Below are 14,897 nucleotides of genomic sequence, written 5' to 3'. Positions count from 1 at the left end.
GCGGGGTGATACAGGGCGGCTATCGAACGCCGGGATATCTAACGGTTCTTGGCTTTCCATCACGCGTCCGATTAGGGTCAGGCATTGATGCGTCGGCGGGATGGCCATCTTCTGCTTCGACCTGTGTGCCCCGCTCTTGCTCACCGCATCTGCGCACACCAAACGTCCTCGTTCCTGACCAGAATCACATCACCACCTATCGGCGCTTCGCGGTTCGTGATTCGGCCCGCTGGCAAGAGAATGCCGGACGGGATCTTCATAGGTCTACTCGTCCAGCTGCTGAAGTCTGACGGCAGCGCGATCGCCGGCGGCCGCCAGTCCATCAACGATCCGGTGGTAGTGGCTCTTTACCTCGCCGATGATCAGGCCAGCGCGGCGAAGTTCTATCAACCACTCCTCAAGAAGCCAGAGATGGTTAGCGAACAGATCGAAACGGCCGTCAATGATCGTTTCGATCCACGTCAGCGCCACAGTTGTCTGCCATGTACGCGGCGTACCCTTGGCAAATTTGACTATCGCGTCGAGAGCCTTCGGTTCATGACGCGCGAGAACTAACCAACGGTCTGCGAGGGGGCCGAGCGCCTCGGGCTGCAGCCAGTTCTGCCGGCAACTAGCCAGGGTTCCGTCGATGTTTGAGTCCCATGACCTCGGGCTCGGGGTGGGGAGCAAAGCCGCAGTCACGTAGTCGAACCAGTGACGTTGTGAACGAAGGTGACTGCCGTCGCCGATGACGTCCAACGCGATCTCCATGGCCCACGGCCAGAAGCGTGGCATGGATTGTCGTAGAGCTTCGTCGTATGTAAACACGGTCGCGAATCCACCGAAGAGCAGATGTAGCGCGTTCGAGTCAGCGGCGAACCATTCAATGTGGGATCTGATTGGTCCGCGGTCGCCGCCCAGCACGACTTCGATCATCCGCCGAGCGATCGGCTCATGAGTGATATGCGAATGGTGGTCGTAACCCTCCTTCCACCAGTGAGCGAGCCCTCTTCGATGGGCGTCCCAGAGAGGGGCCCAGAGGTCTTGGACCGCGCTGTGGATGCACGCAACGTTTCGGGCATCCACCATGCATGCAAGTGGCATTCGAAGGTGGTTGACGAGCAAACTCTCAGCAGGGACCTCCGGCAATGTCTCGTGGAAGGGGGTCAAGAGCGAACCGGGTCGCCGCCGTTGAGTCTGCTGGTCCCATGGACCCAGCAGCGAGTTTGTCAACCCCGTGACCGCTGCTTCCCAGACCGGCTGATGGCGCCGGCATCGCCCCGTGGCTTGGTCGATATCACATTGAGCGTCCCACACTGGGGCGCATCCCTTGACGAAGGTTGCACGTACTTCATCGAACATGCTCGTCGCGAGCGACCTCAGACACCTCTGGACTCGCTCTTGGTCAAGGCTCATTTCGTCGAACCGTTCAAGCAGGAGAAGAGGAGCCGATGCGGCAGCTGCTCGATCTGCTCCCATCGAGAACATCGTTCCGCTGAAACTCATGCGGTCGACCTGTGGATTCTCCGCGGCCCACATCACGGCGTCCGTCGCCCACGCAAGATCAGATGGCTTCAGCGGCTCGAGCCCTAAGGCATGGGCGCGCACGGCCGCGGCGGCGACAGCGACAAGAGCGTTCTCGGGCCACAGTATGCCCTCCGGCGTCTCGCTGCCCTCATCAATTTCTCGGGCTGTCTTGAGGTCCTCATGGATGTTTTCGACGGGCCAGTTCTCAGGGGCGTCGTTGTGATGCGCATACCGGTTCTGGAGACTGTAGAGGGTGTTCGTTATTTGAAGTTCAGCAGTTCGGGGAGCAAGGACCTGCTCGAGTCGTTCGGGCCGTTCGAACTGAATCAGGATCTGGTCGCCGCTTTCGCTGGCGCTATAGTTCTCGATGCGGAACTCTTCTGCCCAGCTTTCGATCACGGCGATGTCGTCCCCGTCGCGGGGTGCCTCTCGTTGTTCGGCTCTTGCGTTCTCGAGGAGTTTGGTGCCGATGGCCCGCAACTGATCGAGTCGCTCGTTGTCGCCCGCGAGTCGGGCGTTGACTACCATCGAGCCTACGGTCTCGTGGAACGTGTACCTTCGTCGGTCTGTCCCGGTTAGCTTGTCGGCATCTGCGTCTCGGACTCGGAAACCGTAATCACCAGTCACGCGTGCAGTCTCCAGGTGCCAAACCGGTGGGGAAGCTAGGAATGGGTCAAGGAGCGTTCTGGCCTCGTCCGGGTGCCGGGTCAGGAACCCGACGACTAATCCGGGAATGGCGAGGTTGTGGCAGTCGCGAAGAAGCAGACGAAGGATTGTCTCGACTGGCAGTTTCAGGTCCTCGTGCAGGTGGTCGGCGAAGCGTTCCACCGCCAGTAGCGCACTCATGCAGGCGTAGGGCCCGACGCTGGTTCCTCGATACCAGGCCCAAACATGGCTGTCTCCAACAAAGAGTCGCCGGCCGGTTTCGGGAAGATCGAGCTCCACTCCCTCTAGGCCTTCGGGATTGCCCTCGATCTGATCCGTAGGTTGTTCTCCGACTCGGAACTTCGCGGCGTGGTCCAGCATCCGGTTGATAAGCCCAATGGCTTCTGCAGGAATGGCGTTGAGCAAGCGGAAGAAGGGACCGTAGTACCAAGCCGCCTGTGGTGATCCGAATCCAGGGCTGAGCCCGTGCCTGTAATCTCGGATGCCGTCATCCATGAGGTGACTATGAGTCCAGTGTTCGTCAGGATCGGGTAGTTCGATGTAGTACGCTTCGGCCAGGTCCAATAGCAGGTTCGGCTTTGCCTGCGACATGCTCACGGCTACAACGATCGACTCCACAGCTGGGTTGAGACTGCCCGGCCGTTCTTTTGCGACCGTGCGGAGCCAAGCCTCCGCCCGGTCGTCCAGATCCGACCCCAGCGTTGCCAGCGCCTCGATTGTGAACTCGTCGTACAGCGGGGGATCGCCCGCTAGGATGACATCTCGGACCTCTTGGCGGAGTTGATTCTGGCCTTGGTTTGAAGTTGCCATTCCGCGTAGCCAGGCCAGGACGAGTTCACGGATGACTTCATGTAGGTCTCGATTCCCAAGCCCTTGCCTACGTCCAAGCTGCGGTCGTTCAGCGAAAACGACCTTCAGGAGAGGAGCGAGTGCAAATGGATCCCCAATGGTTCCGCTCACATACCTGGCCTCGGCCAGACGGAGAAGAGTCAACAGGGGAGCATAGCTTTCCGCGGTGAGTATCTCCCACAGTTCGCGCACGGCAGCCTCCGCGTCTCCGAGCGTGAGGAGAGCTTCGTAGGGGATCTCCAGCCAGCGTTTGCCTTGCTCTTTCGCAATGTTGCGGAATTGAGCTGTAAGAGCAGTCCAGCTTGCCAACCGGTTCCCGTTGAGGAGCGCGGTCTGGCATCCGAGGCGAGCCGACCGGATCGACCAGCGAGGCGCCCCTGCTGCAGCAAGCAGATCCCAGCCGTTCGTTATGAAGAGCCGGCAAAGAGCGAAGTCACGGAACAGATCGGTGGTGAACTCATCTCCGGGTGCAAATGCAGGGTTATTCGGCATGCGAAGGACACCAACGGAGCGGAGTTCAGCAGGGCCAAGACCATGCGGCGAGTCGGCAGGGACGCCCAGCGTTTGCCGGGCGACGCGCAGAGCAGCCTGTTCCCGGTCGTCGGGTGATGCGGAGCCCACGACATGCACCTCATTGTGGCGGATGAGGTTTCGCCAAACGGTCGAGAACACGTCCGCCTCGCAGAGTAGCTCGCCAGGATCGAGATCAACACCTGTGCGTAGCAGCGCGTCGACGAGGCCGGGGCGCCCAAGCAGCCACTTCGCACGTGGATCGCTGGCCAGTCGCGCCAAGGGCAAGAAAGTGGCCGGAAGTTCTTCACATTCCGAGGCGGTCAGCGGCCTCACAACATGTTCCGCTGGGGCACTTCGCAGTCCCGCAAGCTCACAAGCGCGGGCCAGCTCATCCAGAACCTGGCGTGACCCGTCCGTTCGCGTCACCGCCACCACCCCGACGCCCGCCCGCAAAGCTGATGCGGCGACCGCGCGGAACACCTGGGCCTTGCCTTCAAGAACAGTTTCTGCGCCATCGATGAGAAGAAGCCTTATCGGTCGCACCGGTCCGGCTCCCATCACCTCGTCCAACGAGTGCCCACCCAGCTGACTTTCGAGCTCAGACACGCTCAGAGGGAGGTCGCGCAGACTGAGGGAGGTGACTGCCCCACCTTCTCGCTGGATGGCTTCAGCTGCCCTCAACGACAATGCGGATTTCCCGACATCAGGGTCCCCTGTAACCATTACGGATCCTCCAGAAGTTCCTGCCGTCCGCATCTGGTCTAGGAGTCGAGTTCGTTCCTCGGTACGATTCAACTCAAGTTCTTGGGTTCCAGACCGCAGTGCCGGGCGAATCGATTCACGCAGCTGCACGCCGAACCTGTCGAATGCTGCCCAGGTGCTGGTATAACGGGCAGAGCCCAGAAGTGGATAGTTGCTCAAGCTCCGGCGAATCTCTGACTGCGTGAGCACTGCTGCTTGCGGCGCCCATTGCCCAACAAGTTCTTCTATGCGCGAAAATAGAGCGTCCGCCATCGCTGGGGTGCCGCCGTTGAGCATTCGCTGCAGCGCGTTTACCGCTGCAGTCCGGTCTTCTCGGTCCGTTCTCTCAAGGCGCAAGCTTCGTGTCCTCAGAGTTGAGAGAAGCCGCCAAGTCAGCTCTTCACTACTTAGCCCGCGAGCAGTGGGAAGGCCGGTTGCCGCTTGCCGTACGAGTCCCTGGATGTGGGTGTATCGGCCACGAACCCCGGCATTAGTTCTGCCGGACTGCGTCAAACGCTGTGCCAGCTCTTCGCCATTTGGAAGGGACCGGGCAAGCTCTGCCAGTTCGGCGAGTTGGGTGATCGCGTTGGCGCTGGTCGATACTGCGAGGACGAGGTGCCATACCCCCGACGATACCTCCGGCCAGTGCTCCGTCACCACCGTCAGGAAATCGCGGAGCAATGGGACCGATGCGGTGTCGCTGTCAGTCAATGTTGGATTCCTGCGCACCGCAATAGACGCTCGGTGTGTTCGTCCGCGAGCGTCGCTGCCCTCTAGTAGAAGATCATCTACCTCGCTGAGGTCGCTGGCCTGGAGCCGAATAGAGTTCACCGATACCGCATCGCCGAGCTCCTGTACGGAGTCACCGCCTAGGAAGCTCGCGATCAGACAGGCGGCGTACGAGTGCTCCAGACGAACACCTCCACCTCCGGTCGAGTATGGACTTGACCCGCTTGCTTGCGAAGGCGGGTTCTCTGCAGGTGCTACCTCTTCCAGCCATGCGCTGATCAGAGGGTTAGAGACTGTAAGTTGCCACAGAATTGCCCGCCCCGACTTCTTCGAGCTGGCGAAGCCAGCGTCCGACAACTTCGCCAGGGCCCCGTTTGCCGTTGTAGGAGAGACCTTCAGTTCAGCTGCAATTGCGCGCCCAGAGCGCGGATTCATGCTTCCCGCCAGCAGTACAAGAGTTCGGTACTCGACATCGCTGAGGGTGGCTTTAAGGGTTTCCGTAGCAGTTGCCATCTTCCAAGCCTAAACCCTTATGTCCAGAATTACTGGACATGCCGTGGAGCTTCGGGTGCTGTCCGGAGAAGGGGGTAATCGGAGGGCCGTTACCACAGTTGGCGACGCTACGGCGGCCGACGGAAAGTTTGCGTGCACCGACCGGCGTAGCCTTCCTTGCCGGCATCGAAGCACAGTTGCTGATTTTGTGCCCCGGCCATCAGCACCCGAGCCAATTTAGTACCGTGAGTCGCGTCATTTTCCCTGAGATTCTGAGAGACGCGAGGGCGCAGCTCTTGCTGGCGTTGCCTTGCGAAGCCGGAAGGCACGGTAGCTGCCATCAGGTTTTAACGCCCTGACGGTCCTTCTTCAGGCGAAAGCTGGCGCTAGTCAGCGGCGCAGGACCGGTCGGCCTGGTCGTGGTCAACCTGGCCCTGCTCATGGGCGCCTCCCACGTCATCGCCGCCGACCCCAACCCATACCGGCGCGCCCAGGCCGAAAAACTGGGCGCGACCGCACTGCACCCCAACGACGGCATCGTTGAGCGTTGCCGCGAACGGACCGGCCGTCGCGGCGGTTTCGACGTCGCCTTCGACGAAGTAAGGACGAACCCCACGCGAGCCTGGGGGAGGATCAAACGTGGCGTTCCGCGGCTGCTCGGCAAAATGGGGGATGCGGCGGAGACACGGCCACCACCATCGACATGCAACCCTGCAGCGAATGGGTCCCTTTCCCTTGCTACCGGAATGAGAATTCCCTATTGGCTTGCCCCTTCTTCCCGCCCCTTCCCTGCTTCAATTCGTCAGCTGCCGTCATGGTCGCCACAGGTTTCTCGAAGAATCTCTTGGCGCCCTGCCCGGGTAGTAATGGCTGGATGAGACTGATCAGCCCAAGGGGGCGGTGTGGCCGGTCCAGGCGTTGCCGTCCCAATACTCCTGGACGTCTCCGCGCGGGTACCAGCCGGCAGGAACTCCCGGCGGCGGTGCTGGCGCCGAAGCCGCGGCCAGGCTGGCCAGGTCAGCGGCCACTTCCCGTTCCTGCAGCATCCCGGCGCGTTTGACTTTCGTGGCAAATTCGCGGGCCTTCACTTCGTCGAGGCCGGAGACCTTTTCGAGGATCATGTCATCGGGAGTGATGATGGTCATGTAGACGGCGCTACGGTCCTTCTTGGCGATGGAACCGATCAGGGCGCCGGCTGTTCCGGCAAGCAGGGCGCCGGCCGCCACACGGGTTGCCGTCACCCGTGAGCTGACGTTCGCACCGGTGTCGATGACGACCTCGCATTCACTGGCAGGCCAGGTCTTCCTTCCCTTACTCAGGGTTCGGCCGGCGAGGATCATTCCACGGAAAGTCGCATTGCTCTTCTTGAAGTCGGCGTAGACATCGCTGGCCTCCTGACTGGCCTTGATAAGGTCTTTGAAGGGGGTAGGGACGGTCAGGACCTCAGTGGAAGGTTCAGGCTCTTCGTACTCCACCGCATCCACGGCGGCCTGTAGCTTGGCTGCAAACTCTTTGGCTTCTTTGAGTCGCCGCCCTCCGCCCAACTGAACCGCGAAGGTATCAAACATCACGCTTGCCCGCTCCTGGCCGTCCCGCATGATGATCCGCAGGTGACCGGAGCTCAAGACGGTGGGGGCAACGAAGTCCACTTCACGGACGTGCTGCAGCGGAATAATGCGCGGGCTGACTGCCCTCTTCACGGTCTGGGCGAGCTTGCCGTCGAAGGTCAGGACGACATTCTCGTCATCAAGGGTGGCGCTGCCTTCAATACTTTTCAATTCCATAAGTCGGATCCCCGGTTCCTTTGTGCGAATGTGCCCACGTCAGAGTACAGCGTCGGGGGATCCTGACTGGGCCCGGGGCTGGGGCAGAATGGACAGATGTACGGACGATATGTGATGTCCAAAGCCACGGGGGACCTGCTGAGCTACTTTGATGCTTAAGGAGGTGGAAGGCAGTCCGCCGCCGAGCTGGAACGTTGCGCCTACGCAGGCCTTCCCGACCATGGCTGAACGGCTAGACGAGGGCGGAGCCGCGCCTATGGTAGGTACTGCCGTCGTCCAATGGTGCGATGAGGTCGACCCCTGGGGAAGAGTGGGCAGGCCCACTGAGGACCTCGCCGCGCAGAATAGGGGGAGTGCCTGCGGCCTTCCGCGAAGGCGGCATATTCGGAGAACAGCTTCACTCCGCGTCGTCCACGTCCTTCGCGGGCTACCTAGACGATTTTGATCCAGGAAATTCCGAGCTTAGCTTGCGACTCGGCGCTGCTGATCTGCCGAAACTGGTTATTCAGCGAGACAACTTCCATCCGCGCAATGCTGGAACTGAACTTCTTGATTGTGTTTCCACTTACCTTTATTTTGCTTCCATAGGCCATGACATATATGCGCGGGTTTTCGAACAGCTTCAGGAAATCGTCCTCAGAAATATCAGTTCGATTCCACTCTACGAGGCGTGCATAATGGCTCTTGAGCTTGTCTCTGGTTCCAACGCGTAGGTCATTTTCAATAATCTGTGCAGAGTTGATGACCTGAGAGCGCACGTCTCGAACCTTTACGTCGAAGTTTCGCTTCACGTGCACGATGTACGTCGTTGAGCCGTCAGAGATGAGGCCATCAAAGAGCTCTATGTTGTCAGTGAGCACCCTGTCACCATTGATGGAACTCGCAAACGCACCCATATTGTACGTTCCCTCGGAGTCAGCGTTCTGCCAGTCTTTCAAACCAACTGTTGAAGCGCCTAGATCCAGCGCAGAAAGCGTTGCTAGGAAGTCCTTAGTGATTTGATCAATATAAGTAGCATCTACTTCGTACCACTTGCCCGCGAGAAGAAAGTAAGTCTTTCCGCCGTGACGTATCTCGCCGTGCAGATGATTCATTAGCGGACCGCTGGTCCAGACGCCGTTGAAATAATCGGAATTTTCCGTATGTATGACTACTGACGAGAAGTTGTCGAGTAGGTTCCCGGAGTCGACCGTCATACTATTTACGATGTCGGACAGATCAGGCGCTGAATCTGATTCATAGAGACTCTTCTCGCCTTGCGAGACACTGTAGGACGTGGCGTTGTCATAGAGAGAAGCATCAATATGGGCAACCGAGATGTTGGTCCAGTCCTTCCTAATAAAGATTCGGTTGGCGAGATCCTTTTTAAGCTTCTCGATAAGATCCTTTCGTTTTCGCGGGTTCAAGACCTTAATAGCATCCAGTCCCGCCCACGCGTCATCCTGGGGTAATTTCTCTTCAGCTTTGGACGCCATCCATCGGATCAGCTCTATAAGCTTCTCAGGTGACTCGATGCGAGGTCCCAATCTGATGGCACTTGTGACGTCGAGGCGGATTTTCGACTTGGTCCCGTATATGTCCTTAAGCGTTTTCTCGCCGAGTACTGAGTCCTTCAGCTGTCCACTAAGAGCGGTCCAGACATTATCTAGCGACTCCAGATAAGTAATACGCCGAGGATCGCGGAAATGAACATCACTGGCGAGAGTGGTACCCGTTATTTGACTGGACTTGGCACCCTTCAACTCTGCTTTCGCAACCCTTCGCCCAACTTCAATGGGAAAGGAAATGTCAATGAAGCGCTCAAAGCACACCGACGACTGACCTGCGGTGTAGGCATACAGCTCGTCGTCCACCACAACAAAGCAAACCAGGTGCTGCATTTGATTCTGAATGTCTTCGAGCTTGATGCCGGAGCCTTGGAAGAAGCTGACCCAGCTACTGGTGCTGGGACGGGTTTTCACGTTCCGGTACAACATTAGACTGCAACCATCGACGTCAGCATCGCCCTGCTTGGCATAAACTTCTTGCGCCTTTTGCTTGTTGTACAGGCCAATAATCTTGGCTGGCAGGTCTTTCACATCTGCGGTCGCCCCCACGACTTCAATCGCGGCATCTGCATCGATTTTGTAGATCGGTGGAGTTATACCTGCTTTTGAAGCCACGGGCTGGTCCTTTCACATGGCTTGAAAGCCATTTCCCTATCAAGTCGATGTATTCCCCAAGTATGGACCTGACTGGGCGGATTCGAACACCTGCCTACTCGACTGCGTAATGTTCAACGGCGCCACTTGGAGCGCCCCGACAACCGAACCCAGAAGCAAGGGTACGCGCGACGATTCCTATCGGCGCCCCTTGACAGTTCGACTGGCGTAGACGAGATTCTCTGCCTATCTGCGGGGACCAACGACGACATCATTGAGCTCAGATTCGCCCTCCTAACAACCTCGGCAACCGCGGCGAGTTGGGGGGCCATTATGCGTTGTATTAAAGCGGGACAGGAAAAGTCAACAGGTTCTCGGCACATCATTTCGACGGCTCCCCCGCCCATTTTGAAGCGCCGATAACCGGCGATATGTCCTGGTGCGCTCTTCGACCTCGTTTGGAATTGTTGGCGGTCGTTGGATTTGGGCGTCGTTCTGATAGGGGACCAGCCGCTGGGCATGAGGGGCCGGAGTGCAACTTGGGGGATCGGGTGCGATTCAAAAAGTTCGTGATGAAATAAGCGACGGAGGAGCGCAGAGCGAAGTTTTTGATCGGGGCCGGCGCGGTGGAGCGCCCTGGTTGCGCAGAGGGCCCGCCCAGCGATGATGGATCATCAGAACGACAAGCAGCAGTCATGAAGCAATCTCCTCATTGATTTACCTGCCGGCTGGACTCTGGTCATGCCATTTCCCAGGTTTCCGGTCATGAATGCGTGTGAGAGGTGAAACCACCGCCATCGTGCCCTGCGAGTCCTCGCTCGTTCCGCGCCACCTCCATCTGGCAGCGACAGCGACTGATCTCGTCAACGATCTAGCGCAGGTCTGTGCGCTAGGTGATGCCCATCTCAAACTGCATGGGGCCGGCATGAAACCTGCCGCGCCTCCGGAGGGCTGCGGCAGTCGAAATGGATGTAGCAACTGGGCAAAAAAGAAGTGTGGACAATGTCCACACTTTTCGCTTCGGACTGGGTCGTACATCGGCCGGACTGGCTCGGTTTCGGTATGTTTTCTGGAGTTCCCAGTGTTTACAGGGGCTGGAATGCGGTTCGAGTCCCACCTCGGGCACAGCAGATCCCCTCGTCAGAGGGGATCTTTGCTTTAACGTGTGTACAAAGCTTGTGGTGGCGTTCCCTCTGACGCTAGTGCGCGGGCTTTGGCCTGGCCGCCGCGGTGGCCTATTCACGTTTGTGGGGTGGGGGTTCAAGTCCCTGGCTGGTGGGCCCTCCGCCTGCTGCGTACTGGGGCTATGCGGTTCCTCGTTCCGGTTCTGTCGGGTTGGTCGTGGGTGGCCAACACCTGTTCATGATCCGAGGGTGGCCGGTACAACATGACGTCGCCGACTTCGGCACGGAATCTTCTTTGACCGGCTTCTCCCAGACGTTAGGGAGCGGCCGGTGCTGGGTTTTCCGCCAAGGTGGGTGTGGACACTGTCCACACTTAAGTCTGTTTTGAGCACTTGGTCACGGTTGGCTTGCTCGCTCCTAGCCCTAGCCGCATTCATTGAGGGCACGTGGGCTAGAGACATGACTACCGCCGAGAAAAGTTCAGTCGGAGATGACGGGGGCCGTTGCTTCGTTACGGGACCGCTGTTTGAGGGAGTAGCCGTCCGTGCCCGAGTCGGAAGATCCGAGACGTCAACGCTCTCTGCGGCGGAGGTGGGTTCGGCCCGGTCGACCTCCTGGTTGCACCCGAAGAACCTTCCCTACTTTGCGATCGAGCAGGCCCATCTCCTGGGCGACGGCGTTGCCGGATCCCGGTGACGCCGACGACGATTTGCCTCCGCCCGATCCTCCTTGCCGCGATCGCCCACGGGAGCGAGCCGCTCGAACCAGTCTCGTCGCGATCTCCTTGATGGGACAGGAACCGATGGTCGGGTTCTCCTCGAGCAGAATGATGTCTTCGTACCTGAGCATGGATCCAGTCCAGTATTAGGGGCCGGCCGCCGGCCATTATCCTCAGTGGACCGTCTGCAACTGGACGCCGCTTGAGCTTGGTGAAGGGCCCCGCAGACTCCCTGACGGACGCGTTGTCACCGTCGACATCCTACGCGGACAACTCTGGCAGGTGGATCCTGCCTCCGCCGACCAAGCCGTGATGCTGGAGGTCCTGGACGTGCCGCTCGGAGCGGTGGCGCCTATCGCCGGATCGGACGCTGCACTGCTGGTGGCAGCCGGCGACGGGATCGCAATACTCGACGGCGGCGCCCTCACCTGGCTCAGCGGACCGGAAAGCCCCCTGTCCAGCGATGACTCAGGACCCTCCCCAGCTGTTCGGATGAACGACGCCGTCTGTGACCCGGAAGGACGCTTCTGGGCCGGGACCATGGCCCTTGACGCGACTCCGGGCGCAGGATCCTTGCAGCGCGTCGAGATCGATGGCACCATCAACACTGTGCTGACGGGCCTGACCATTCCGAACGGCCCCGCCTTTACCTCGGACGGCTCCCTGATGTATTTGGCCGACAGCGCTGCCGGCACGATCACGCGCTACGAAGTGGATCGAAGCGGTGGGCAACTCGGCGCAGCACGGGCTTTCGCGATGGTCTCCGACGGAAGCCCTGATGGCATGATCGTCGATGCCGAAGACCACCTCTGGGTTGCGATCTGGGGTGCAGGACGGATCCACCGCTACCGCCCCGACGGCAGCCTGGAGCGTGTTCTCCACGTTCCGGCACAGCAACCCACGAGCATCTGCTTTGCCGGAGAAGCCATGACAACCCTGGTGGTCACGACGGCCAGCATCGGCCTCGACTCTCCCCGGAAATTCGACGGGCTCACGCTGTCAGCCGACGTCGGCATCACCGGCCATCCGACGCCTCCGGCCAGGATCAAGGCACCTACGCTCAACAACCGGTTCAAGGGCAAGCATCTGGAGGGCGTTCATGACGCGTTATAGGACCCCAGCCATTGAAGAGCAACAAAACGCCACGAGCCAAACCAAGAAGCAACTCATCAACGATTCGTGGAAGTTCGCCTATCAGGCAGACAAACGAGCACTTGAAACTGAGTATGACGACACCGGATGGTACGACATCGGAATACCGCATTCCTTCGGTATTCCAGCCTTCCTTGAGACGTCATTCTACGTGGGTACCGGAACGTACCGTCGTGAACTCATGATCACAGCGGAGGACATCGGAAAATACATAGCCCTTGAGTTCCACGGGGTCTTCCAGGACGCCGAGATCTTCATCAACGGCCTTTCCACGGGCAGGCATCAGGGCGGATACACGGCCTTTACCGTCGACATCTCGCGTGCTGTTCATGCAGGCAGCAACCTCCTGGCGGTCCAAGTCAGCAATGAATGGAATCCCCAGCTGGCACCGCGCGCGGGCGAGCATGTGTTCAACGGAGGAATATATCGGGACATTTCAGTCATCGTCTCCAACCTCGTGAGGATCGACTGGTACGGCACTGCGGTTTCCACGCTCACATTGGACGGAACAGATGCGCAGATTGAGGTCTGCACGGAAATCGTCAACCAAAGCCGCGAAGACTTCGAAGGCATTCTCCTCAGCACCCTCAACGGCCCAGGGTCAGCCCAGACAACGCAGGAACCGATACCCGCCCCGGTCGCGATCCCGGCCGGTTCATCGGTCATGCATCGCGAACAAATCACCATTTCCTCCTGCAAGCCCTGGAGCCCGGCTGACCCGAATCTATACGTCCTGGATCAGAGTCTTGTCTCCGGGAGCAAAAACTTGGACCAGGCATCCACGGAGTTTGGCATCCGAACCATTGAATTTACCGCGGACCGCGGGTTCTTCCTCAATGGCGAACATCTTTGGATCCATGGTGCCAACGTCCATCAGGATCATGCAGGTTGGGGAGACGCCGTCACCAGGGCCGGGATGTCGCGGGATGTGGCCCTTATACGCGACTGCGGAATGAACCTCATTCGAGGTTCCCACTACCCGCACCACGATCACTTCGCCACGGAGTGCGACCGGCAGGGGATGCTCTTCTGGTCTGAAGTGCCCTTTTGGGGTATCGGCGGGGAAAACAGCGAAGGGTTCTGGAATGCCAGTGCATACCCGCCCAAGAGCGAGGACCAGGAAGCCTTCGAGGAGAGCTGCCTCCGCGCGATGCGCGAGATGATCCGCGTGAACCGCAATCATCCGAGCATCATCGTGTGGAGTACGGGAAATGAGGCCTTCTTCAGCGATGACGAGGTGATTCCGGCTGCTAAGACACTCACCCGGAAACTGCTTGACCTCGCGGAGGAATTGGACCCGTCCCGCCCGGCCGCCGTTGGGGGAGCTCAGCGCCAGGGCTTTGACGTGCTCGGCGGCATTGCAGGGTATAACGGCGACGGTGCGGCGATCTACCAGGATCCGGGCGTTCCCAACATTGTGTCGGAATATGGAAGCCTGATCGGCAACCGGCCTGGGGAATTTGCACCGCACTACTCCTACAGCGTTGAGACGACTACCCCTTGGCGGTCTGGAATTGTGCTGTGGTGCGGATTCCACCATGGCAGCATCATCCCGGATATGGGCCGGATGGGTTTCATTGACCACTCGCGCTTACCGCTGCGGTCCTGGCATTGGTATCGGCAGGAGTTGCTGGGCATAGCCCCTCCGGAATGGCCTCTCGACGCCCCTGCCGCCGCTCTTCGCCTTAGAAGTGACCGGCCATCTGTCCGCACAGATGGAACGGACGATGTACTGATCATTGTCGAACTCATCGACGACGCCGGTCGGGTGGTAAAGGACGCCCGGACCGTGAGACTGGAGATTATCGACGGCGGAGGCTTGTTTCCCACAGGCCGCTCCTACACCTTGTCCCCGGGGGAGCTGACCATGCTTGACGGGGCTGGAGCCATTGAATTCAGGTCATACTTTGCCGGACTGAACCGCATTATGGCCACGTCCGCCGGGCTTGAGCCGACCATGATTGAGATTGTAGCCGCTGGCGGTACCGCGTGGGACCACCGGCCTCGAGTCCTGGCTTCGGGCCCACCTTCTCGAAGAGGGCTGCATAGGACGGACAATCAGCCGCGTCAGCTTGCTTCGCGACGGCCGGTTTTCAGCAGCTCTGCGCGGGCCGACCGACCGGCAAGCTCTATTACTGACTACACCACGCCCAAAGGTTGGCTCAGCGCCTCTGATCATCCTGGTGCCTGGGTCAGGATCGATCTTGAAGGAACATGGACGCTTGAACGCCTGGACATCGCCTTCGGTGCCGGCACCACTGTTCCCTACTCAGTAGAATGCATCGGCCCGGAGGGTACGTCACTAACGGTGGCCCACGGCTCCACCGGCGACCCAGGGGCCATCACCCTTGGCGGCATTACTGCCCGCATAGTCACCATCAGGTTCCCAGAGGTACCCGCCGAGATCATCGAAGTGAGGGTTTCCGGCTCCTGATCAGCACTGATGAGTTCCTCCGCCCCATCCGAAGATAGGGGCGGAGGC

General features: G+C 59.5%; 7 protein-coding genes. 4 read left to right on the top strand and 3 right to left on the bottom strand.

All coding sequences use genetic code 11. The annotated features are described in order from the left end of the window. Positions 1-264 precede the first annotated feature (264 nt). Positions 265-4,257, bottom strand: coding sequence for a hypothetical protein (locus M1E02_RS12410; protein WP_479374574.1), 3,993 nt, complete (start codon positions 4,255-4,257; stop codon positions 265-267). 1,658 nt (positions 4,258-5,915) lie between these two features. On the opposite strand from M1E02_RS12410, the gene M1E02_RS12405 reads away from it, so the two are divergent. Next, positions 5,916-6,374 (top strand): zinc-binding dehydrogenase, encoded by a 459-nt coding sequence (locus tag M1E02_RS12405; protein WP_479374573.1) that lies wholly within the window; start codon positions 5,916-5,918, stop codon positions 6,372-6,374. A 6-nt stretch (positions 6,375-6,380) separates the two neighbouring features. Here the strand turns inward: M1E02_RS12405 and M1E02_RS12400 are convergent, their stop codons facing one another. After that, positions 6,381-7,280 (bottom strand): DUF4429 domain-containing protein, encoded by a 900-nt coding sequence (locus M1E02_RS12400; protein WP_479374572.1) that lies wholly within the window; start codon positions 7,278-7,280, stop codon positions 6,381-6,383. A 431-nt stretch (positions 7,281-7,711) separates the two neighbouring features. Beyond that, a complete protein-coding gene (locus M1E02_RS12395) occupies positions 7,712-9,442 on the bottom strand; it encodes a DUF6119 family protein (RefSeq protein ID WP_479374571.1) in 1,731 nt (576 codons plus the stop codon). 1,562 nt (positions 9,443-11,004) lie between these two features. On the opposite strand from M1E02_RS12395, the gene M1E02_RS12390 reads away from it, so the two are divergent. The 3 genes from M1E02_RS12390 to M1E02_RS12380 all read left to right on the top strand — a co-directional run bounded on the left by M1E02_RS12390 (position 11,005) and on the right by M1E02_RS12380 (position 14,849). Further along, positions 11,005-11,241, top strand: a complete 237-nt coding sequence (locus tag M1E02_RS12390) for a hypothetical protein (RefSeq protein WP_479374570.1) — start codon at positions 11,005-11,007, stop codon at positions 11,239-11,241. Positions 11,242-11,521: 280 nt separating this feature from the next. Then, positions 11,522-12,376: an SMP-30/gluconolactonase/LRE family protein gene (locus tag M1E02_RS12385; protein ID WP_479378144.1), complete on the top strand. Its 855-nt coding sequence runs from the start codon at positions 11,522-11,524 to the stop codon at positions 12,374-12,376. After that, positions 12,363-14,849 (top strand): glycoside hydrolase family 2 protein, encoded by a 2,487-nt coding sequence (locus M1E02_RS12380; protein ID WP_479374569.1) that lies wholly within the window; start codon positions 12,363-12,365, stop codon positions 14,847-14,849. The genes M1E02_RS12385 and M1E02_RS12380 overlap by 14 nt, the downstream gene beginning before the upstream one ends. The last annotated feature ends 48 nt before the right edge of the window (positions 14,850-14,897 follow it).

This window comes from Arthrobacter sp. Z5-13, from assembly GCF_056499105.1.
The sequence above is the reverse complement of the archived record's forward strand: the minus strand, read 5'-3'. Positions and strand labels throughout refer to the sequence as shown.